Genomic DNA, 21,997 nt, shown 5'->3' with positions numbered 1-21,997 from the left:
GTGACTCCTCGTACGGGGGCGGACCGGTGCGGTCACCGTAGACGACACTCAGGACCGTTGGAACAGCCGAGCGCGAGAGGGTTGTCCACAGACGCCCGGTCCTTGCGGGCGCAGCGAGGATCTGCCTGACACACTGTGCGCGTGGAAATCGCGATCGAGATCGTCGCCCTGGTCGCCTTGGTGGCGACGGGGGCCGCGCTGGCCCGCCGGATCGGGGTGTCGGCTCCCCTGCTGCTGGTCGTGATCGGCGTGGTGGCGTCGTACCTGCCGTTCGTCCCCCGGGTGGAGCTGTCGCACGAGGTCGTGCTGGTCGGCTTCCTGCCGCCGCTGCTGTACTCGGCGGCGATCAAGACCAGCCTGGTCGACTTCTCCCAGCACCGGCGCTCGATCGGCACGCTGTCGGTCGGGCTGGTGGCCTTCACCGCGGTCGGCGTCGGCCTCGTCGCGTACTGGCTGCTCGGTGGGATGGCCGAGGCCGACGGGCAGGAGCGGCTGCCGCTGTGGGCCGCGTTCGCGCTCGGTGCGGTGGTCGCGCCGCCGGACGCCGTCGCGGCCACGGCGATCGCGCGGAAGGTCGGCCTGCCTCGGCGGGTGGTCACGATCCTCGAGGGCGAGAGCCTGCTGAACGACGCGACCGCGCTGGTCTGCCTGCGGACCGCGATCGCGGCCGCGGCGGTCGCGCCGACGTTCGTGCACGTCAGCCTCGACTTCCTGCGCGCGGCCGGTGGCGGTGTCGTGGTCGGACTGGTGGTCGCGATCGTGCTGGCCAAGATCCGCAAACGGTTCACCGACCCGGTGCTGGACACGACGCTGAGCCTGACCGCCCCGTTCATCGCGTACGTCGCGGCGGAGAACCACTACGTGCACGCGTCCGGCGTACTGGCTGTCGTGGTGACCGGTCTGCTGCTCGGGCACAAGGCGCCGATCATCCAGTCGGCCGCGTCGCGGATCTCGGAGCGGACCAACTGGCGCACGTTCCAGTTCCTGCTCGAGAACACGGTCTTCCTGCTGATCGGCCTGCAGACCCGGTGGATCCTCGACGACCTGTCGGAGAGCCCGCTGTCGGGTGGCACGATCGCGATCGCGACCATCGGGGTCTTCCTCGCCGTGGTGCTGATCCGGCCGATCTGGCTGTTCCCGGTGACGATCCTGTCCCGCAAGATCCTCGGCCGGTCGCGGCCCGGGCCCGTGTCCTGGCAGGCGCTGACCGTCCTGTCCTGGGCCGGGATGCGCGGTGTGGTGACGCTGGCCGCGGTGTTCGTGCTGCCGGAGAACACGCCGCACCGCGAGGTGCTCGTGTTCATCGCGCTGGCCGTCACCGCGGGGACGCTGCTGCTGCAGGGCTCGACGCTGCCTTGGCTGGTACGACGGATGCGGCTCCCCGGTCCCGACCCGGCCGAGGACGCGCTGCAGGAGGCCGCCGTACTGCAGGCCGCGCACAAGGCCGGCGAGGAGGAGCTCGACAAGGTCCTCACGCCCGACGACCCGCAGCAGGTCGTCGATCTGCTCCGTCAGCGCGGCGAGGCGCGGGCGCTGGCCGCGTGGGAGCGACTCGGCCGGCCCGAAACCGAGTACGAAACGCCCAGTGAGGCTTATCGTCGACTTCGGATGGTCATGCTGCAGGCCGAGCGTGGCCACATCCTCAAGGTCCGGGACGAGGGCCTCGTCGCCGACGAGGTGCTGCAACGGGCACAGATCGCACTCGACATCGAGGAGTCCATCTTGGATCGCGCAGAAGCCGACGACGTCGGCGGACAGTCCGACGACCTCCGCGTACCGACCCCCCAGGGTGGTCCGTGCGAGCACCTGGCCGACGCGCCGGTGGTGAAGACGCCGAACACGCCCGAGGGCTGCGAGGAGTGCCTGGCCGAAGGCGGCACCTGGGTGCACCTGCGGCTGTGCCTCGGTTGCGGGCACGTCGGCTGCTGCGACTCGTCGCAGATGAAGCACGCCAGCAAGCACTTCGCCGAGACCGAGCACCCGGTGATGCGCAGCTTCGAGCCCGGCGAGAACTGGCGCTGGTGCTTCGTGGACGAAACCCTCGGGTGATGGCCGACTGCCTGTTCTGCTCGATCGTCGCGGGGTCGACGCCGGCGCAGCTCGTGCTGGAGACGCCCGAGGTGGTCGGGTTCCTCGACATCCGCCCGGTGTTCAAGGGGCACACGCTGATCGTGCCGCGCGAGCACGTCGCGACGATGGTCGAACTGCCGGACGAACTGACCGTGCCGCTCTTCGGAGCGGCGCGGTCGGTCGCGGCGGCGGTGCGGACGGCGTACGGCGCGCAGGGGTCGTTCGTGGCGGTGAACAACGTGGTGTCGCAGTCGGTGCCGCATCTCCACGTGCACGTCGTACCGCGGACGAAGGGCGACGGGTTGCGCGGGTTCTTCTGGCCGCGGACCAAGTACGCCGACGACGCCGAGGCGGAGTCGTACGCTGCTCAGCTGCGGGACGCGCTTTCTCAGTAGCTGCTGTCCATCTGGGGCCCGGTCGTTCGTGGTAGTGCCGTAGCGACCGACGAACCGAGGAGATCCACCGTGAAGTACCTGCTGCTGATCAACGCGTCCGCCACGCCTGCCGGCGAGGTCGAGGGCTGTACGCCGGCCGACTGGATGGCGTACGACAAGGAGGTCCGGGACGCCGGGATCATGGTCTCCGGCGAGTCGCTGGCCGACCTCGTCACCGCGACGGTCGTCAAGGTCGACGAGGCCGGACGTCGTACCGTCACCGACGGGCCGTTCGCGGAGACCCGTGAGGTGCTGGGCGGCTTCTACGTGATCGACGTCCCGGACCTGGACGTCGCCCTCGACTGGGCCGCCCGCTGCCCCGGCTCCCGCGGCGGCGGCAACATCGTCGTCCGGCCCATCGCCGACTTCGACTGATGTCCGACGGCACGCCCCCGCTCCCCGCTCCGCGTGGGCCCCTCTCCTCCACTCCGGTGGGCATGGTCGAGCAGGTGTTCCGCGAGGAGCGGGGGCGGCTGCTGGCCGCCCTTTCTCGGCGGTTCGGCGATCTGGACCTGGCTGAAGAGGTCACCTCCGAGGCGATCGAGATCGCACTCGAGAAGTGGCCTGTGGACGGCGTACCTCCCATGCCCGGCGCCTGGTTGATGACCACCGCCCGCCGCAAGGCGGTCGACCGGCTTCGGCGTGACAAGACCTACGCCGCGCGGCTCGCCGTACTGCAGGTGGAGGCCGACCTGCGGGATCCTGCGCCGACTTCTGAGTTCCCCGACGACCGGCTCCAGCTCTTCTTCACCTGCGCCCACCCCGCACTCCCCGCCGAGGACCGCGTCGCCCTCACCCTGCGCTGCCTCGCCGGCCTGACCACCCCCGAGGTCGCGCGCGCGTTTCTCGTGCCGACGGCAACGATGGCGAAGCGGATCGTCCGCGCGAAGAAGAAGATCCGCGAAGCGAGGATCCCGTTCCGCGTACCAGCCGCCGACGAGCTGGCCGAGCGGTTGCCCGGCGTACTGCAGGTGACCTACTCGGTCTTCACCGAGGGGTACGCCGCCAGCTCCGGCACCGACCTGCAACGCGTCGACCTCGCCGACGAGGCCATCCGCCTCGCGCGCATTCTGCATGGCCTGATGCCCGCCGACCGAGAGGTCGCCGGTCTGCTCGCGCTGATGCTGCTCATCCACGCCCGCCGCGACGCTCGCACCGGCCCGGACGGCGAGCTCGTCCTGCTCGACGACCAGGACCGCGCCCGCTGGGACCGCACGATGATCGAGGAAGGCCGCGCCCTTGTCCTGAAGGCGATCACCGGCCCACCTGGCCCGTACGGCGTGCAGGCCGCGATCGCCTCCCTCCACGACGAAGCCGCCGACGTCGCCACGACCGACTGGCCGCAGATCGTTGCCCTGTACGACGTACTGCTCGCGCTCGTCGCATCCCCTGTCGTCGCCCTCAACCGTGCCGCCGCGATCGCGCTGCGCGACGGGCCTGAGGCGGGGCTGACCCTCATCGACGACCTCGCCGATGAACCGCTTCTGCAGGCCTACCACCCGTATCACCTGGCCCGAGCCGACCTCCTCGAACGCCTCGGCCGCCCGGCCGAAGCGGCCACGGCGTACCAGCAGGCGCTGGAGACAGCCGGTACGGATCCCGAACGCCGCCACGTCGAACGCCGCCTGCAGAGACTCACTTCCGGCTAGCTGTCCATCCGCGCGGTCCTCGTTCGTAGTGATGCAAAGACCGACGAGAGGAACCCCATGGACGACCGCGCCGTACTCGCCCTCACCACCGCCGAGCGCCTCAGCCTCGCCGACTTCTTCGAGAGTCTGACCGCCGCCGAGTGGCAGGCCGACTCGCTGTGCGCCGGCTGGACCGTGCACGACGTCGCCGCGCACATGACGCTGTCGACGCGGACGACCGTGCCGATGGTGATCAAGGGCGCGATCCGGGCGCGCGGCAGCTTCGACCGGATGGAGCTGCGGTTCGCCACCGAGCGCGCCGCCCGCTTCTCCCCCGCCGAACTGGTCGCCCAGCTCCGCGAGACCGCGACCTCGGCCCACCGCACCCTCGGCGCCGGCATCGTCGACCCGCTGCTCGACGCGCTGGTCCACGGCCAGGACGTCGCCCGCCCCCTCGGCCACCCGCGCCCGATGCCCGCCGAGGCGGCGGTGCTCGCGCTGGAACACGTCCTGAAGAGCAAGTTCTACGGCGCCCCCAAACGCCTCCGCGACACCCGCCTGATCGCCACCGACCACCCTTGGTCCGGAGGCGTCGGTCACCAGGGCTCAGGCACCGACGTCCAGGAGCTCCACGGGTCGCTCGCCGACCTGATCCTCACCGCCACCGGCCGACCGGCGGGCCTCGCCAACCTCTCAGGCTCGGCCCTCCCCCAGGTCACGGCAGCGCTCTAGACCTCCCTGTCCAGGCGCTCCGACAATTTCTCCAAAGCTTTTTCAACAGTTGCTCTGACTGTCGGGTCCGGATCGTCCCGGAGCGCTTCGATCGCCTTGGCGTGCTCGTACTCCCCGGCCGCACCAACAGCCCGTACGGCGGCCGCCCGGACGCGGGGCAGTTCGTGGTCGAGCATCGGGAGCAGGTGGTCGACCAGCTCGCCCAGCTCACGCTGGGCGGTGATCCGGGCGACATGCTCCCGGACCCGCCACGCCGGATCGTTCGCCACAGCTCGCAGGGCGTCGACGGCGTCGTCGCGCCAGGCGTACAGCAATACCCGGGCAGCCCACACGCGGACCCAGTAGTAGTTCACCGGGTCGACCGGCTGCTGCCATCCGCCAGGGTTGGGGCTGCCGGTGATCGCCTGGAGCTTCGGAAGGTCAGGCCCGTACGCGTCCTCGCCGGAGATCTCGCCGGTGAGCAGCGCGACGCACCAGCCGACGACCGTCTCCTCGCCGTACCGGGCGCACGCGGCCTCGACCACCGCTCGCGGATGAGCTGCCACCCGACCAGTAAAGCGGCCCGCGCCGACAGTTCAGAGCAGCGACTTGAGGATGACGAGGATCGACGACAGCCCGGCCAGGATCAGGATCGTCTGCCGCAGCCGCGGACCGTGGAAGCGCTTCTGCAGCGGCACGGCCACCGCGAACCCGATCCCCAGCGCCGGGATCCACGACAGGCCGTAGTACAGCTGGTGCCGGGTGAACTGCCCACCGATCGCCACCGCCGTCAGCGACACCGCGGACCCGATGAAGAAGAACGCGGCCAGCGTCGCCCGCAGCCGCGGCCCCTGCTCGTGCTGCAGTACGACGGCCGCCGGCGGACCGCCGATTGACGCCGCCGTACCGGAGATCCCCGCGACCGCTCCCGCGATCACCAGGTTGCGCCGTGTCGCCCGCACGTCGAGCCGCCAGAACGTCAGCACGACAGCTCCGAGTACGACGAACCCGACCACCGCACCGATCGCCCGCGCCGACAACCAGCCCAGCACCAGCACGCCCAGCGGCGTCGTCACCACCCGCGCACCGGTCAGCCACCCGGCCTGCCGCCAGTCGATCTGCCGCCACTCCCGGGCCAGCGTGAGGATCGGCAGCAAGGTCCCGAGCACGAGCATCCCGCCCGGCATCAGCGACGGGTCGAGCAGCGCAACCACCGGCGCTCCGACCAGCATCAGCCCGAGCCCGAGAGTTCCCTGTACGACGGCCGCCACCGCGATCGCCAAGCCGCCCAGCAACAGAATCCCCAGGTCCACGCCGCCCAGCCTCTCCAGCATCGCGGGCCCCGAACGGGTCCCGCCGAACACGGCCGATTGAGGCCGGGCCGCACCGAGGGCCCGGATCGGCCGGCTCCTCGCTCGGCGCGACCGGCGCCGTACCGGCCGATCGCACCAGGACCGTCCTACCCCATCCAGGTCCGTCCACACCAAACGGGGCTGACCTGTAACGACCGCCATACTCCCGGACATGGGTGGAGCATGAGGAGTCCTTCGAGCCCGCCCCCACCGGTCGCCGCCGTACCGGACCACGGCGATCCGCCCGAGCCGGCAGATCCGCCCGGTGGTCCGGCCGCCCGGCGCGCGCCGCTGCGGGCGGGTGACGCGCCGGACGTCGCGATGGAAGATGACGACGCGGTGCATTTCGGTGAGCGCCCGTCCGCCTCCGGCCTCGGCGATGAGCTCAGGTTTCGGGAGCTGTTCGACAGCCAGTTCCGCGCTCTGCTCGGCTACGCGTTGCGGCGGGTGGGCTCGCCCGACGACGCCGCTGATGTGGTCGCCGAGGCGATGCTCGTCGCCTGGCGGCGCATCGACGAGGTCCCGGCCGACGACACCGCCCGGCTCTGGCTGTACGGCGTCGCCCGCCGCGTCGTCGCCAACCACCGCCGCGGCGAACTCCGGCGTGACCGGCTCGCCGGGCGGCTGCGGCAGCACCTGGTCGAGGTGATGCCCGACCACGCCGACCTCACCGGCTCGACGACGGTCATCCAGCAGGGCCTGACTCGCTTGAGCGACGACGATCGCGAGCTGCTGATGCTGACCGCGTGGGACGGGCTCGAACCGCGTGAGGCCGCGGTCGTGCTCGGCGTACCGTCCCGGACCGTCCGGACGCGGTTGCACCGGGCGCGGACGAGATTGCGCGAGGCGATCGGAGACGCCTTCGCCGATTCCGGACATGAACGGGAAGACCAGCCCCAGCGACCAGCGCAGGAGGACCGATGAACGACCACGAGCTCGACCAGCTGATCGCGCGGGCCAACCCGTACGGCGACGCGAAGGTCCGGCACCTGCCGACCGACGGCGCCGAGTTCGACCTGCTGGAGGAAATCATCAGCACCGAAGCTTCAGATACAACCCCGGCACCCGCCATCCCGCGCCGTCGGCGCGACGGCCGGCGGCGGGCGGTGATCCTGCTCGCGGCGGCCGCGACCGTGGCCGTCGTGCTCACCGGGGTCTTCTTCCCCAAGGGCAGCAGCCCGATCGCGCCGGTCTCGGCGTACGGCGCGGAGTTCCGCGCGGTCACCGGCGCGACGCCGCGGCTGGTGATCGACGACCCGGCCTGGAAGATCGTCGACATCTCGCAGTTCACCGCCGACGAGGGTGAGATCAAGTTCGGCCGCGGCAAGCAGCGGCTCCAGGTGAACTGGCGGCCGGCTGGCCAGTACGCCGGCCGCCTCGTCGGGTTCAAGGATCCCGGCGCACCTTCGCGAGGCAGTGCGATCGAGCTGCTCGGACAGAAAGGCACGATGTACCAGATCGGCGCGTCGACGGACCTGACGGCCGTTTTCCCGCCCAAGGGGCGCTACCTGCTGGAGATCCGCGGAGACGTCGGTTCGGTCGCGGCGTACCGGAGCCTGGTCGGCAAGCTGAAGACCGTTGACACCGACACCTGGCTCGACGCGATGCCGGACACGATCGTCAAGCAGTCCGACGCGTCGCGGGTGATCGACGAGATGCTGACCGACGTGCCGGTCCTGCCCAGCTTCGACCGTACGCCGTACCTGAAGATCCTGGTGCTCGCCCGCTACCAGTTCGGCGCGAAGGTCACCGAGGCGGTTGCCTGCGGGTGGTTCGAGCAGTGGGCCGTCGCGAAGAAGGCGGGCGACAAGGCGAAGATGCAGCAGGCCACGGCGGCGATCCAGAGCAGCCGCCACTGGAAGGTCCTGCTGGAGATGGACAAGATCGGCCGCTTCCCGGCCGGGCTCTGGCAGGACGGCGACACGATGGCCAAGGGCGAGGACCCGCGGGAGCGGAACGGCATGTGCCGCTGAGCCAGGCGAACGCCGAAAGGCCGGCCGCAGGAGAGGTCCTGCGGCCGGCCTTCGTCCGTCGTACTGGCTGACTCAGTTCGCGATCAGTGAGCGGAGCACGTACTGCAGGATGCCGCCGTTGCGGTAGTAGTCCGCCTCGCCGGGGGTGTCGATGCGGACGACCGCGTCGAACTCCTGCGTGCTGCCGTCGGTGCGGGTGACGGTGACGTGCACGGTGCGCGGGACCTCGCCGTCGTTCAGCGCGGTGACGCCGCTGATGTCGAAGGTCTCCTCGCCGGTCAGGCCGAGGGACTCCGCGTTCTCGCCCTCGGGGAACTGCAGCGGGAGGACGCCCATGCCGATCAGGTTCGACCGGTGGATCCGCTCGAACGACTCGGTGATGACCGCCTTCGCGCCGAGCAGTGCCGTGCCCTTGGCCGCCCAGTCGCGCGACGAGCCGGAGCCGTACTCCTTGCCGGCCAGGATGACCAGCGGCGTGCCGGCCTCGAGGTACGCCTCGGACGCCTCGTAGATCGACGTGACGGGCGCGTCGTCCTTGGTGAAGTCGCGGGTGAAGCCGCCCTCGGTGCCCGGCGCGATCTGGTTGCGCAGCCGGATGTTGGCGAACGTGCCCCGGATCATCACCTCGTGGTTGCCGCGCCGCGAGCCGTACGAGTTGTAGTCCTTGCGGTCCACGCCGTGCTCGGCCAGGTACTTGCCGGCCGGGCCGTCGGCCTTGATCGCACCGGCCGGGGAGATGTGGTCGGTGGTGACCGAGTCGCCCAGCTTGGCCAGCACGCGGGCGCCGCTGATGTCGGTGACCGGCGACGGTTCCTTGGCCATCCCCTCGAAGTACGGAGGCTTGCGCACGTACGTCGAGTCGGCGTCCCACTCGAAGGTCTTGCCCTCGGGCGTCGGCAGCGACTGCCAGCGCTCGTCACCGGCGAAGACGTCGGCGTAGTCCTTGGTGAACATCTCCTTGTTGATCGAGGAGGCGATCACCTTCTCGACCTCGTCCGCGGCCGGCCAGATGTCGCGCAGGAACACGTCGTTGCCGTCGGTGTCCTGGCCCAGCGGGTCGGTCTCGAAGTCGAAGTCCATCGTGCCGGCCAGCGCGTAGGCGATGACGAGGGGCGGCGAGGCCAGGTAGTTCATCTTGACGTCCGGGTTGATCCGGCCCTCGAAGTTGCGGTTGCCGGACAGCACCGACACGACCGCCAGGTCGGCCTCCTGCACGCCGGCCGAGACCTCCTCGGGCAGCGGGCCGGAGTTGCCGATGCACGTCGTGCAGCCGTAGCCGACCAGGTGGAAGCCGAGCTTCTCCAGGTACGGCGTGACGCCGGCCTTCTCGTAGTAGTCGGTGACGACCTTCGAGCCCGGGGCCAGCGAGGTCTTCACCCACGGCTTGCTGGTCAGGCCCTTGTCGACGGCCTTCTTGGCCAGCAGCGCGGCGGCCAGCATCACCGACGGGTTGGAGGTGTTGGTGCAGGAGGTGATCGACGCGATCACGACGTGGCCGTGGTCGAGCTCGGTCTCCGCGCCGTTCAGGGTGATCTTGGTCTTCTTCGACGGACGGCCGGGGCCACCGTGCGGCGTGTGCGGCTCGTCGTTGACGTGGCCGTGACCGTTCGGCGCGTCGCTGGCCGGGAAGCTGCCGAGCTCCGACGGGTCGACCTCGAGCTCCTCGGTCGCGTAGTCGGTCAGCGCACCGCGGAAGGCCTCCTTCGACTCGCTCAGCGAGACCCGGTCCTGCGGCCGCTTCGGGCCGGCGATCGACGGAACGACGGTCGACAGGTCCAGCTCGAGGTACTCCGAGAAGCGCGGCTCGACCGACTGGTCGTGCCACATGCCCTGCTCCTTGGCGTACGCCTCGACCAGCGCGACGTCGGCGTCGGACCGGCCGGTGAGGCGCAGGTACTCCAGGGTGACGTCGTCGATCGGGAAGATCGCGCAGGTCGAGCCGAACTCCGGGCTCATGTTGCCGATGGTGGCCCGGTTCGCCAGCGGAACCGCCGCGACGCCCTCGCCGTAGAACTCGACGAACTTGCCGACCACACCGTGCTGACGCAACTGCTGCGTGATGGTGAGCACCACGTCGGTCGCGGTGGCGCCGGCCGGCACGGAGCCGGTCAGCTTGAAGCCGACGACCTTCGGGATCAGCATGCTGACCGGCTGGCCGAGCATCGCGGCCTCGGCCTCGATGCCGCCGACGCCCCAGCCCAGCACGCCCAGGCCGTTCACCATCGTGGTGTGGCTGTCGGTGCCCACGCAGGTGTCCGGGTAGGCGATGCCGTCGCGGACCATCACGGTCCGGGCCAGGTGCTCGATGTTGACCTGGTGCACGATGCCGGTGCCCGGCGGGACGACCTTGAAGTCGTCGAAGGCGGTCTGGCCCCACCGCAGGAACTGGTACCGCTCGCCGTTGCGCTGGTACTCGAACTCGACGTTGCGCTCGAAGGCGTCCGGGCGGCCGAAGACGTCGGTGATCACCGAGTGGTCGATGACGAGCTCGGCCGGGGCCAGCGGGTTGATCTTGGTCGGGTCACCGCCGAGCTCCGCGACGGCCTCGCGCATGGTGGCCAGGTCGACGATGCACGGCACTCCGGTGAAGTCCTGCATGATCACCCGGGCCGGCGTGAACTGGATCTCGGTGTCCGGGGCCGCGTTGGCGTCCCAGTTGCCCAGCTTGGTGATGTGGTCGGCGGTGATGTTCGCGCCGTCCTCGGTGCGCAGCAGGTTCTCGAGCAGCACCTTGAGCGAGTACGGCAGAGTCTCCGCGCCCTCGATGCCCGCCAACCTGAAGATCTCGTACGACTGTCCGTTGACCTCGAGTGCACCCTTGGCACCGAAGCTGTCGACGCTGGCCATCAACCTGCTCCTCTGTCCGTCCTGTTCCACTGGTACCCATCCTGCCGAGCCGCCCACCCGGCCCACAGGTCAGGCTGCCCTAACTTCCCGCCACACTGCTCGGCGGGAAACTCTCTCGACATCAAGATACACGACATCGAGCCACCACCCTAAGCCGGAAATTGCGTTGCCGCGGGCCGCCGGGCGCTGATCGACTGCCGTGTGGACAACTCGCGGCAGGACTCATTGACGCGCGCGTTCGTCCGCTGGAACTGGGCCCGCGCGGTGCTGCACAACGGCTGGTGGCTCGTCACCTCGGTCTACCTGGTCGTCGACGCCGGGCTGAGCGCCGCGCAGATCGTGGCGATCGGAGCCGTTCAGGGGATCTTCGCGCTGTGCTGCGAGGTGCCGGCCGGCGTACTGGCGGACACCGTCAGCCGGAAGTGGTCGCTGGTCGTGTCGCTGATCCTGATGGGAACCGCGATGGTGACCACCGGGCTGGTCACCTCGTTCCCGCTGCTGCTCGCGACTCAGGTGCTGTGGGGACTGGCGTGGACCTTCGCGAGCGGTTCGGACATCGCCTGGATCACCGACGAGCTGAACGCCCCTGATCGCATCACGGCCGTGCTGTCCCGGACAGCCCGCGCCCAGCTGTCCGGCGCGGCGACCGGGCTCGTGGTGCTCGGAGCTCTCGCGTGGGCAACGCGGCGCGAGGTGGCCATCGTGGGAGCCGGGGTGGCGATGCTGCTGCTGAGCCTGTACGTCGTCACCCGCTTCAGCGAGGAACGCTTCGTCCCCGCTCGTGGTGCTCGCTGGGCAGCGTCGTGGACGACGTTCCGCCGGGGAGTCGACCTGGTCCGCGGGAGCCCGGATCTGCTGCGCATCTTCCTGGCGACGTTCCTGGTCAACGGCTCGACCGACGCCGCCGGGCGGCTTGCGCCGAAGCAGTTGCTCGACCTCGGGCTGCCGATCCGGCTCGACCCGATCGTCTGGTTCACCGGGCTGGGTGTCGTTGCTCTCGTCCTCGGCGCCCTGACACTGCGGATCGCGGCGCGACGCCTCGACGGCGAGCACGCGCGTCACTCGTACGGCGTCGCCGCGATCGTCGGAACTGCCGGAACCGTCGGACTGGCCGTCGCGCCGAACGCGAGCACCGGCGCCGCGGCGCTGATCCTGGTGTCCGGGATCGCCGTACCGCTCACCCGCGTGATCGCGATGATCTGGGTCAACGCGCGCACCACGAGCGACGTACGGGCGACGACGCACTCGTTCCTCGCTCAGGCGGAGTACCTCGGCGAGGTGATCTGCGGGTTACTGATCACGCTCGTCGCGCACCTGGCCGGTCTGCCGGTCGCCCTCGCGGGAGCCGCCGCACTCTTCGCCCTGACCGCGGCGATCATGCGGCGGCCCGCGACCTAGGAGAGCTGCGGCAGGACCTCGGAGGCGATCAGTTCCAGGTGGTCCAGGTCGGTGAGGTCCATGATCTGGAGGTAGAAGCGGTCGGCGCCGAGCTCGGCGAAGCGGCCGAGGTGGTCGACGATCTCGGCGGGGGTGCCGCCGACGCCGTTCTCGGCGAGCTGGTCGAGGGACCAGCCGAAGTTCGCGGCACGACGTTCGACCTCGGCCTTGTCCTTGCCGACGGCAACGCGGTGGGCGGCCGACAGCGCGAGGGTCTTGGGGTCGCGGCCGATCGTCGTACAGGCTGCTTGGACGCGGTCGAACAGCGTCTTGGTGTCCTCGACGGTCTTGAAGCCGGCGTTGAACTCGGCGGCGTACTGGGCCGCGAGCGCGGGCGTGCGCTTCTTGCCGGCGCCGCCGACGATGATCGGCGGGTGCGGCTGCTGGACCGGCTTCGGCAGGGCCGGGGAGTCCTTGAGCTGGTAGTGCTTCCCGGTGAAGTCGTACTTCTCCCCCACCGGCGTGTCCCACAGCCCGGTGATCAGCTCGAGCTGCTCGGTCAGCAGGTCGAACCGGCCCGGCGTGTCCGGGAAGTTCAGTCCGTACGCCGCGTGCTCGGCCTCGAACCACCCCGCACCCAGCCCGAGCTCGGCGCGCCCGCCGCTCATCTGGTCGACCTGCGCGACGCTGATCGCGAGCACGCCGGGGTTGCGGAACGTGGCGGAGCTGACCAGCGTGCCGAGCTTGATCCGGCTCGTCTCACGGGCCAGGCCGGCCAGCGTGATCCAGGCGTCGGTCGGGCCCGGCAGGCCGTCCTCGTCGCCCATCACGAGGTAGTGGTCGGAGCGGAAGAACGCGTCGAACCCGCACTCCTCGGTCTTTTGCGCGACGGCGAGCTGGTCGTCGTACGAGGCGCCCTGCTGGGGTTCGGTGAAGATCCTGAGCAACATGGGGACAACGCTATCCCGCGGTGATGTACAGCTGCTCCAGGTAGGACGGCTGCCACTCGGGGCCGCGGCCGTACAGGCGTCGTACGAGCCCTTCGACGTCGATCGCGCCGGGGAGCTGCGTGTCCCACCACTCGGGGACCTGGTCGTACCAGCGGTCGATTCTGAGCGTCCGGCCCGCGGCGTCGATGCGAGCGAAGAGCCAGCCGCCGTGGTCGGTCTGAGCCTCTTCGATCCACAGATCGCCGAGCAGCTCGCTGAGTCGGTCGTCGGGCCATTCCTCGTCGTCCACCTGCGCGGGCTCGAGGTCGAACCGGTACGACGGGCGTGCGGGGTCGAGGACCTGCACCTGAATGGTGAAGCCGGAGGGGACGACGTTGGTGCGCGCGCGGCACCAGGCACGGAGTGCCTCGAAGGCGTCGGACTCCTTCGGGCGCGGGCGTGGGCGCTCGGCCTCGGCCCGCATGGCCTGCTCGACGCCGAGCGGGAGAGCGATCGGCACGCCGGCGCCGGACAGCTCGGGGATGTGCATGCCGGCGGGGTTGTCGGTCTCGTACGCGTCCAGCGCCTCAGCAAGCCCAACAACTTCAGCTGTGTCGTCAGGCTCGTGGGTCGTCTCGGATACGGCAACCTCATCGATGCCAACAGCAACTACCTCAGCCGCTGGTGTCTGCTCAGCATCCGCTTGCTCGTCCGCGGGTTCCTGCTCAGCGGCTGCTTGCTCATCCGCGAGCTGCTGCTCAGCGCTTGCGTCTTCGACTGTCTGCTCAGCGGCCGGGCCCTGCTCAGCCTCAAGTTCCTCTGCGTCATCCGCCTCGGCAACCTGCTGCTCGACCTCAGCAACGAGCGGCTCCGCGTCCTGCTGCTCAGGCTCATCAACCTCAGCAACGTGCGGCTCCGCGTCCTGCTCCGGCGTACCGGCGTCTGCTTCAACCTCAGGTCGAGCTTCACGCGTAGAGATCTCGCCCAGCTGGTCGGCCGTCCAGTCCGCGCTGCCGAGGATCTCGTCGTGGAACTCGTTGGCGTACTCGAAGTCGTCCAGCTCGTCCCCGGACCCGCCGTACTGATCACTCAGCGGCGGATAAGTCCGAGGCCCGTCCCCGGCGGCAGTCCCCTCCCCCGAGTCAACCCGAGCAATATCCTCAGCCGGCTCGTCGACCACCGCGGCGATCTCCGCAGTAGGCGCCTCATCCTCGAGGTCAACGTCGCCACCACCAGGCTCGCCGGCATCAGCCTGTACGTCGGGTGCGTGGCGATCACCAGCGCCGGGCTCGTCGGCAGCGAGTGCGTCGAAAGGCTCCGTGGGGAGTTCCGCAACCGGGCGATCGCCGTCTCCTCGTGAATCAGTGCCCTGCGCAACGGTCGCCGGGTCGTCCGGACCCTGCTCGTCGAGACCACCCCGTACGTCGCCTGCCCGACGGCCGTCGGCACCACCTCGTACGTCGACATCCCGGCGGTCGTTCGCGTCCCCTACCTCGTCGGCGGGGAGCGCCTCGAAGTACTCCGTCGGCAGGTCGGCACCCCGACGGTCGTCGTCTGCGTGCGGCTCGGTGCCCGAGCCGTCGGACGCGTAGGGGTCATCCGCACCCTGCCCATCGACACCACGCCGTACCCCGTCAGCCTGCTGGTCGTCGGCCCGGCGGTCGTCGGTTTCCGGTGCTCCGTCGGCCGGAAGCGCCTGGAACGCCTCCGTGGGAAGGTCAGCTGTCCGGCGGTCGCCGACTGCCCGCGGATCGGCGCTTGGCGATTCGGCCACGTGGTCGTCGGCGCCTGGCTCGTCGACAGCACCTCGTACGTCGGTTGCCCGGCGGTACTCCGCGTCTCGTGCATCGTCGCCGTCGCGCGGTGCGTCAACGGCCGCGCCGTCTTCGCCTTGGGCGTCACCGGCGGGACGCCGTGCGTCAGCGCCCCCGCCGTCTCCGGCTTCCTCGGCGGGACGCTGTACGTCGGCGGCCCAACGGCCTGCGACGTGAGCTTCATCGGCGGGGTGTCGCGCGTCAGCGGCCCCGCTGTCTCCGGCTCGGGCTTCATCGGCGGGGTGTCGCGCGTCGGCGGCCCCGCTGTCCCCGGCTCCCGCTTCGTCGGCGGGACGCTGTACGTCGGCGGCCCCGCTGTCTCCGGCTCGGGCTTCGTCGGCGGGACGCGGTACGTCGGCTTGCTGGAGGTCTTCTGCGTCCTCTGGTTCGTCGAGCGCGGGGAGGGCCTCGATGGACTCCGTGGGGAGGTCGGCGGTGCCCTGCGAGTCGTCCGCGCGGTCAGCGTCGGGGCGTCGGTCGAAGTGAGCTCTGTCGTCGGCATCGGCGTCATCGACGCGGGCATCCGCTACGCGGGCATCCGCGGCGCTGGCGTCATCGCCGTGGGCGTCGGCGGTGTAAGCGTCCTCAGGGCGAGCTTCGGCGTTGATGTCGGGATGGGCCCCCGCGTACGGCGCCGGCTGGAGGGCATCCGGCGTGCCGGGCTCAGCGGACGGGGTTCGGCGTTGGCGGCGGGCAGGACGCGGTGGGTGGGCGAGGTGAGGGTTGGCCGCCAGGTACGCGGCGACATCCTCGATCCACTCGCCGTTGATCCAGGCGCCGCCGACCCACTCGCGTTCCATCGGGGAGGGTTCGGGCGAGACGCCGTGGTCGGGGGCGAAGGCGTCGAGTGGGGAGGTCGGGCCGGGGGGCTGGCGTACGTCGCTGGGTGCGGCGGGGTTGTGGTCCCGGGCGTCCGGCGTTGAGTCCTGGCGCTGATCCCGGGCCGCGTCCAGCGGCGAGCCCGGCCGCTGGTCCTGCGCATCCGATGACGAGTCTGAACGCTGGTCCCGCGTGGCGTCCAACGGCGAGCCTGGGCCGGGACGCTGGTCCTCGTACGAGTCTGTGCGCCGGTTCTGCGCAGCATCCAGCGGCGAATCTGGGCGCTGGTACCGCGCAGCATCCAACGGCGAGCCTGGGCCCTGGTCCCGCGCAGCGTCTGCCGACGAGCCTGCGCTCTGCTGCTCGGCAACGTCCAAGAAGGTGTCCGCGTGCTGGTCCCGTGCAGCATCTTCCGGCGCGCCTGCATGCTGGTCTCGGTCTGCGTCCACGGACGAACCTGCGTGGCGGTCCTGCGCAGCCGGCGGCGGATAGCCCTGGTGTTGGTCTTGGCCGATGTCGAAGGACGAGCCCGCGCGCTGGTCCTGCGCAGCCTGGGGCGGCGAATCCGGGCGCCGGGTCTCGAGGTCTTCCAAGGACGAGCCTGCGCGATGGTCCCGCAGGGCCCACGGCTGTGATCCCGGCTGCTGGCTCTGGGGGTCGGCTGAGGGCGGGTATCCCCTGTGATCCTCGCGGGTGTCCGGACGCGAGGTCGGATGGTGGCTCTGGGGGGCGGCCAGCGGAGAGGCCGGCTGGAAATCCTGGGGTGTGTCTGTGGGCTCCGGGCGCTGGTCGCGGGGTGCATCAGGTCCGGAGTGTGACTGGTCGTCGTGGGACTCGTCAGCGGGCGAAGGTGAGGGCGTGTCGTGTCCGGGGCGCGGTTGGAGGTCGTGGGGCGGGTGCTGGCTGTGGTCGTCCAGCGGGGAAGGCTCGTGTACGACGTCCGTGGGTGTGGCGGCGACGGGTGGGATTACTCCGGTGTCGTCGTCCTGGGTGGATTCCGCGAAGGCATCGGCGACGGGTGGGATGACGCCGGTGTCGTCGCCGGCGGTGAACGCGTCGGTGGTGCCGGGGTCGGCGATTGGTGGGATGACGCCTGTGTCGTCGTCGTCGGTGGTGGACGACGGGGGCGCGTCGGCGTCGATGGGGGCGATGACACCGGTGTCGTCGTCGGCGGTTGCGTACGACTGGTCGGTGTCGACCGGGGTGATGGCGCCGGTGTCGTCCGCTGCGGAGGTCGGCGAGGGCTCGGGGGCGAACGGGGAGGTGTCCGGTGGTGGAGCGAAGGGCGAGTGAGCCTCAGGCGCGGGGGCTGCCTCGTCGGGGTGTGGAGCGAAGGGCGAGTGAGCCTCAGGCGCGGGGGCTGCCTCTTCGGGGTGTGGTGCGAAGGGTGAGCCGGGGGCTTCTGTTGCGGAAGGGGGTGGGGCGAAGGGGGAATTGGCGCCTGAAGAAGCCTGGGGCTGGAACGGGGTGAAGGGGGCGGTGTCGTCGGCGACAGGGTTGTACTGGGCTGTGTCCTCGCCGACGTGGTCGTACGGGGCTGTCTCCTCCGCTACCGCGGCGATTTCGTTGGTGGCTTCGTTGGCTGACCAGGGAGGCTCGGCGGGCTGCTGGTCGGTGGGGGTGTCGGGGGTGTACCTGGCTGCGGCGGGGGCGTCGGCGTAGAGGCTGGCGTAGAAGTCTTCGCCGTCTTCGACCGGGGCGCCTACGCGTGGGGGCTCCGAGGACGGGAGGGGGCGGTCGTAGGTGCGCGGGGGTGCTGCAGGGGGTGGCGGAGCGGCGGGGGTTGGGTCGGGGGCGGCCAGGCCCAGGCCGGCCAGGGAGGCGTTGTCTTCCTCGCGGGGCTGCTTCTTCTTGCGGCCGAAGAGGCGGGGCTTTTTGCTGACCACGCCGTAGTCGTCTACTGCCGGCTCGGGATCCGAAGGGGTTTCGTAGGAAGGCTCAGGCTCGTACGACTGGGCCTCGTACGTCGGCTCCGCGCCGATGATTTCGTGGGGATCCTCGGTGATCGGCTGGCCGGTGAACGGGCTGACGCCCGGCGGGACGATGAAGAGCTCTTCCTCCGGCTCCTCGACAACCGGCGCAGGAGCAGGAGGCGCAGCCACAGCAGGAGCCCCAGGCACCTGACTGAACTGCTGCACAGCCACCAGCGCCGCATACACATCCGGCTGCTGAGCCGACCTCGGCCCAACCCCCAGCCGCGCGAAGAACTCCCCCACCTGCTCAGCCGACAACGTCGAAGCAGCAGCCGACCGAATCAGCCCCACCCCGAGCGGCACCAACTCATCCAGCCCGCCCAGATAGTCGGCCCACTCAGCCGCCCACTCGACCAGCTCCCGCGCAGCCTCCTCGTCGGACGTGATCCACGAGCCGATCGGACCGAACCCGTCGTCCACCGGCTGCCAAGGATCACCCTCGTACGACGCCCGCGCCCACGTCCCGTTGAACGAGCCGTACACGAACCCCAGGTCCCCGGCAGTGATGCGCCGCTTGACCTCCGGCTGCCCGATCCAGTCCGGCGCGCCGGCGAGCAGGTCCGTCCCGGCCGTCCGGCTGTGCTGCGTGTGGTAGCCGAACAGCACCGACCGCCCGCCGGACAGCCGCACCATCCGCAGGTCCGAACCGGTCTCGTCCTGGTGGTACCAGCCGTCGGCGTCGGCGTACCAACGGCGGTCGAAGCCGGTGGCATGGGCGACCGCGGCGAGGGCGCTCCAGCGGGCGCGCAGCTCCTCCGGGTCATCCAGGTCGACGAGCGGCATCGGGTATCAGGTCTCCAGCGAACATCAGGGCACCAGCGCAGAACGGTACCCGAGCCGCCCGGCAACTAACCAGTCACAGGTTCCAGCACGGCCACGCACTCTATGTGATGGGTCATCCCGAACAGGTCGAAAGCCCGCAGCGAGCTGACGCCGTACCCGAGCTCCGTGAACGTCTTCAGGTCCCGCGCCAGCGCCGCCGGATCACAGGCGACGTACGCCACCTTCCGGGGCGACAGACCGGCGATACGCCGTACGACGTGCTTGCCGGCACCGGTCCGCGGCGGGTCCAGTACGACGAGGTCGACCTGCGACAGCCCCTGCCGGACCGCGCCGTTCAGCACCTTGTCCACGTCGCCCTGCTCCAGCGTGACCTCGGTCAGGTCGTGCAGGTTGCGCCGGGCGTTCTTGACCGCGTCCTTGTCCCCCTCGATCGCCAGCACCGCGCACCCGGCCTCGGCCAGGAACGCCGCGAACAGCCCGACCCCTGAGTACAGGTCCAGCGCGGTCTCCCCCGCAGACGGCTCCAGCCCAGCCAGTACGGCGTCAACCAAAGTCGTCGCAGCAGCTGGGTGCACCTGCCAGAACCCACCGGCCTCCACCCGGAACCGCCGGTCACGCACGACCTCGACGACCCGGCCACCGCTGTCCGAGTCGGTGATCACGGCCTGCTTGCCCTCCGACGACACGACTGCCTGCACCGACTCGGTCCCCGGCCAGCGCTGGTCCAGCACGTCAGGCGTCCCCGGGTGCGCGAGCAGGCACTGGTCGATCGGGATCAGGTCGTGCGACCGGTGCACCCGCATCCCCGGCCGCCCGTCGGGCCCCACGGCGTACCGCATCCTGGTCCGCCAGCCGAGCCCGTCGTCACCGGGCGACTCCATCGTCACGGTCCGCTCGATGCCGCCGATCCGCCGCAGCGTGTCGGAGACCACGGTCGCCTTCAGCCGCCGCTGCTCGACGATGTTGGCGTGCTGGAAGTCGCAACCGCCGCAGCGCCCCGGCCCGGCGTACGGGCAGGGCGGCTCGATCCGGTGCGGTGACGGTGTGAGCACCTGTACGACGTCGGCCCGCAGGTACTTGGTGGTCCGCTCGGTCACCCGGGCGTGCACCAGCTCGCCGGGAAGCCCGTGCCGGACGAAGACCACCTGGCCCTCGTACCGCGCGACACAGTGCCCGCCGTGCGCCACCGGGCCGATCTCCAGCTCCAGTACCGTCCCGACCAAGTCCTCGCCCGTCACCGATCTCCCGACGTCTTGCGAGCGCCCCGGCGTACTTGTCCGGCCACCCGCTCCACCCTGTCCTGCCGTTCCTGGGCCGCCTCGGACGAGATCAGCTGGTACGGAACCGACGTCACCATCACACCAGGTGTGAACAAGAGCCGCCCCTTGAGCCGCAGCGCGCTCTGGTTGTGCAGGATGTGCTCCCACCAGTGGCCGACGACGTACTCGGGGATGTAGACCATCACGACGTCGCGCGGCGACTGCCGCCGGATGTCGCGGACGTACTGCAGGATCGGCCGGGTGATTTCCCGGTACGGCGACGCCAGGCGCTTCAGCGGGACCGGGATGTCGTGCCGTTCCCACTCGGCCTGCAGCGTCTCGGACTCCTCGCGGTCGACGTCGACGGTGACCGCCTCGAGCATGTACGGCCGGGCCGCCTTCGCGAACGCCAGCGCCCGCAGCGTCGGCTTGTGCAGCTTGGAGACCAGCACGATCGCGTGCACGCGGGCCGGCAGCATCAGCTGGTCGCCCTCGTCGACGGCCATCTCGCGGCCGACCGTGTCGTAGTGGCGGCGGATCCCCTTCATCATCAAGAACAGCACGGCCATCGCGATGATCGCGATGTAGGCGCCGTGGGTGAACTTGGTGATCAGCACGATCACCAGCACCGTGGCGGTCAGGGTCAGGCCGACCGCGTTGATCGAGCGCGAGCGCATCATCCGGCCGCGGGCGACCGCGTCGGTCTCGGTCTTCAGGTGCCGGGTCCAGTGCCGGATCATGCCGAACTGGCTGAGCGTGAACGAGACGAACACCCCGACGATGTACAGCTGGATCAGCTTGGTGACCTCGGCGTCGAACGCGATGATCAGGCCGATCGCGCAGGCCGCGAGCAGGATGATGCCGTTGCTGTAGGCCAGCCGGTCGCCGCGGGTGTGCAGCTGCTTGGGCAGGAAGCCGTCCTTGGCCAGGATCGAGGCCAGGACGGGGAAGCCGTTGAACGCGGTGTTCGCGGCCAGCACCAGGATCAGCATCGTTGCGCCGAGCACCAGGTAGAAGCCGGGCGGGAAGTTCGAGAAGACCGAGTCGCTGATCTGCCCGATCACCGTCTTCTGGGTGTAGGAGTCACCGACCGGTACGCCGTCGCGGTACAGCTGGGTGCTGGGATCCTCGGCGAAGCGCAGGTGAATCTTGCTGGCCAGGAACAGGATCGACATCAGCATCGTGATCGCGATCGTGCCGAGCAGCAGCAGCGTGGTCGCGGCGTTCTTGCTCTTCGGTTTGCGGAACGCCGGTACGCCGTTGCTGATCGCCTCGACCCCGGTCAGCGCCGCACAGCCGGAGGAGAAGGCCCGCGCCAGCAGGAACGCGGCCGCGACGCCGCTGAACACTTCGTGCCCCGGCTCCGGGTGCACGTCGAACCCGGAGCTGTCGGCCATCGGCAGACTGCCGAGGCCCAGCCGGACCAGGCCCCACAGCGTCATCCCGATGATCGCGGCCATGAAGATGTAGGTCGGGATCGCGAACAGCGCCCCCGACTCCCGCACGCCGCGCAGGTTCAGGGCGGTCAGGATCAGCACCAGCCCGACGCCGAGCGGTACCTCGTGACCGGCCAGGAACGGCAGCGCGGACTTCGCGTTCTGCACGCCGGACGAGATCGACACCGCCACGGTCAGCACGTAGTCGACCATCAGCGCGCTGGCCACGGTCAGGCCGGCGGTCGGTCCGACGTTCACGGTCGCGACCTCGTAGTCGCCGCCGCCGGAGGGATAGGCGTGCACGTTCTGCCGGTACGACGCGACCACGATCAGCATCACGAACGCGACCAGCAGGCCGATCTTCCAGGAGAAGCTGTACGCCGCCAGGCCGGCCAGCGACAGCGTCAGGAAGATCTCGTCGGGCGCGTAGGCCACCGACGACAGAGCGTCACTGGCGAACACCGGGAGTGCGATCTTCTTCGGAAGCAGCGTCTCGCCGAGCTGCGTGCTGCGCAGCTTGCGTCCGATGAGGATGCGTTTACCGATGTCGCCTAGAGCGGGGGTCACACCGAGGATGTTAGAGGGAGCCCCG

General features: G+C 70.2%; 15 protein-coding genes. 8 read left to right on the top strand and 7 right to left on the bottom strand.

Annotated elements, in window-relative coordinates; all coding sequences use genetic code 11:
• Positions 1-141 precede the first annotated feature (141 nt).
• From ACYVIO_RS24585 to ACYVIO_RS24565, 5 genes are all read left to right on the top strand, one after another.
• Positions 142-2,049, top strand: coding sequence for a Na+/H+ antiporter (locus tag ACYVIO_RS24585; RefSeq protein ID WP_460653217.1), 1,908 nt, complete (start codon positions 142-144; stop codon positions 2,047-2,049).
• Positions 2,049-2,465 carry an HIT family protein gene (locus tag ACYVIO_RS24580; protein WP_460653216.1) on the top strand — a complete coding sequence of 139 codons (417 nt, stop codon included), beginning with the start codon at positions 2,049-2,051 and terminating at the stop codon, positions 2,463-2,465. The genes ACYVIO_RS24585 and ACYVIO_RS24580 overlap by 1 nt, the downstream gene beginning before the upstream one ends.
• Before the next feature lie 69 nt (positions 2,466-2,534).
• Positions 2,535-2,879, top strand: a complete 345-nt coding sequence (locus tag ACYVIO_RS24575) for a YciI family protein (protein WP_460653215.1) — start codon at positions 2,535-2,537, stop codon at positions 2,877-2,879.
• Positions 2,880-2,941: 62 nt separating this feature from the next.
• Entirely contained in the window at positions 2,942-4,153 is a 1,212-nt protein-coding gene (locus ACYVIO_RS24570; RefSeq protein ID WP_460653214.1) for an RNA polymerase sigma factor, read from the top strand.
• Between the two features lie 57 nt (positions 4,154-4,210).
• On the top strand, positions 4,211-4,864 hold the full coding sequence (locus ACYVIO_RS24565) for a maleylpyruvate isomerase family mycothiol-dependent enzyme (RefSeq protein WP_460653213.1): 654 nt from the start codon (positions 4,211-4,213) through the stop codon (positions 4,862-4,864).
• On the opposite strand, the gene ACYVIO_RS24560 is transcribed toward ACYVIO_RS24565, so the two are convergent.
• Both ACYVIO_RS24560 and ACYVIO_RS24555 read right to left on the bottom strand, forming a co-directional pair.
• Positions 4,861-5,409 carry a HEAT repeat domain-containing protein gene (locus tag ACYVIO_RS24560; RefSeq protein ID WP_460653212.1) on the bottom strand — a complete coding sequence of 183 codons (549 nt, stop codon included), beginning with the start codon at positions 5,407-5,409 and terminating at the stop codon, positions 4,861-4,863. The two genes, ACYVIO_RS24565 and ACYVIO_RS24560, sit on opposite strands and share 4 nt — an antisense overlap.
• A 30-nt stretch (positions 5,410-5,439) precedes the next feature.
• On the bottom strand, positions 5,440-6,177 hold the full coding sequence (locus ACYVIO_RS24555) for a sulfite exporter TauE/SafE family protein (RefSeq protein WP_460653211.1): 738 nt from the start codon (positions 6,175-6,177) through the stop codon (positions 5,440-5,442).
• A gap of 201 nt (positions 6,178-6,378) precedes the next feature.
• On the opposite strand from ACYVIO_RS24555, the gene ACYVIO_RS24550 reads away from it, so the two are divergent.
• Both ACYVIO_RS24550 and ACYVIO_RS24545 read left to right on the top strand, forming a co-directional pair.
• The gene (locus tag ACYVIO_RS24550) at positions 6,379-7,119 is read left to right on the top strand and encodes an RNA polymerase sigma factor (protein ID WP_460653210.1); all 741 of its coding nucleotides are present in this window, start codon (positions 6,379-6,381) and stop codon (positions 7,117-7,119) included.
• The gene (locus tag ACYVIO_RS24545) at positions 7,116-8,168 is read left to right on the top strand and encodes a hypothetical protein (protein WP_460653209.1); all 1,053 of its coding nucleotides are present in this window, start codon (positions 7,116-7,118) and stop codon (positions 8,166-8,168) included. Before ACYVIO_RS24550 ends, ACYVIO_RS24545 begins: the two co-directional genes overlap by 4 nt.
• Before the next feature lie 72 nt (positions 8,169-8,240).
• Here ACYVIO_RS24545 and acnA read toward each other — a convergent pair whose 3' ends face one another.
• Positions 8,241-11,015 carry an aconitate hydratase AcnA gene (gene acnA, locus ACYVIO_RS24540; RefSeq protein WP_460653208.1) on the bottom strand — a complete coding sequence of 925 codons (2,775 nt, stop codon included), beginning with the start codon at positions 11,013-11,015 and terminating at the stop codon, positions 8,241-8,243.
• Between the two features lie 201 nt (positions 11,016-11,216).
• Between acnA and ACYVIO_RS24535 the strand changes: the two genes are divergently transcribed.
• Complete coding sequence (locus tag ACYVIO_RS24535) at positions 11,217-12,413, top strand: MFS transporter (RefSeq protein ID WP_460653207.1); 1,197 nt, start codon at positions 11,217-11,219, stop codon at positions 12,411-12,413.
• Here the strand turns inward: ACYVIO_RS24535 and ACYVIO_RS24530 are convergent.
• From ACYVIO_RS24530 to ACYVIO_RS24515, 4 genes are all read right to left on the bottom strand, one after another.
• On the bottom strand, positions 12,410-13,342 hold the full coding sequence (locus ACYVIO_RS24530; protein ID WP_460653206.1) for an LLM class F420-dependent oxidoreductase: 933 nt from the start codon (positions 13,340-13,342) through the stop codon (positions 12,410-12,412). The genes ACYVIO_RS24535 and ACYVIO_RS24530 overlap by 4 nt on opposite strands.
• Before the next feature lie 10 nt (positions 13,343-13,352).
• Complete coding sequence (locus tag ACYVIO_RS24525) at positions 13,353-18,710, bottom strand: hypothetical protein (RefSeq protein ID WP_460653205.1); 5,358 nt, start codon at positions 18,708-18,710, stop codon at positions 13,353-13,355.
• A gap of 65 nt (positions 18,711-18,775) precedes the next feature.
• Positions 18,776-19,948, bottom strand: coding sequence for a class I SAM-dependent RNA methyltransferase (locus ACYVIO_RS24520; RefSeq protein ID WP_460653204.1), 1,173 nt, complete (start codon positions 19,946-19,948; stop codon positions 18,776-18,778).
• On the bottom strand, positions 19,945-21,972 hold the full coding sequence (locus ACYVIO_RS24515) for an APC family permease (protein WP_460653203.1): 2,028 nt from the start codon (positions 21,970-21,972) through the stop codon (positions 19,945-19,947). The genes ACYVIO_RS24520 and ACYVIO_RS24515 overlap by 4 nt, the downstream gene beginning before the upstream one ends.
• Positions 21,973-21,997 lie beyond the last annotated feature (25 nt).

The sequence above is a fragment of the Kribbella endophytica genome, from assembly GCF_054781295.1.
Note: the sequence above shows the minus strand (reverse complement) of the source record. Positions and strands in the feature narration are given on the sequence as shown.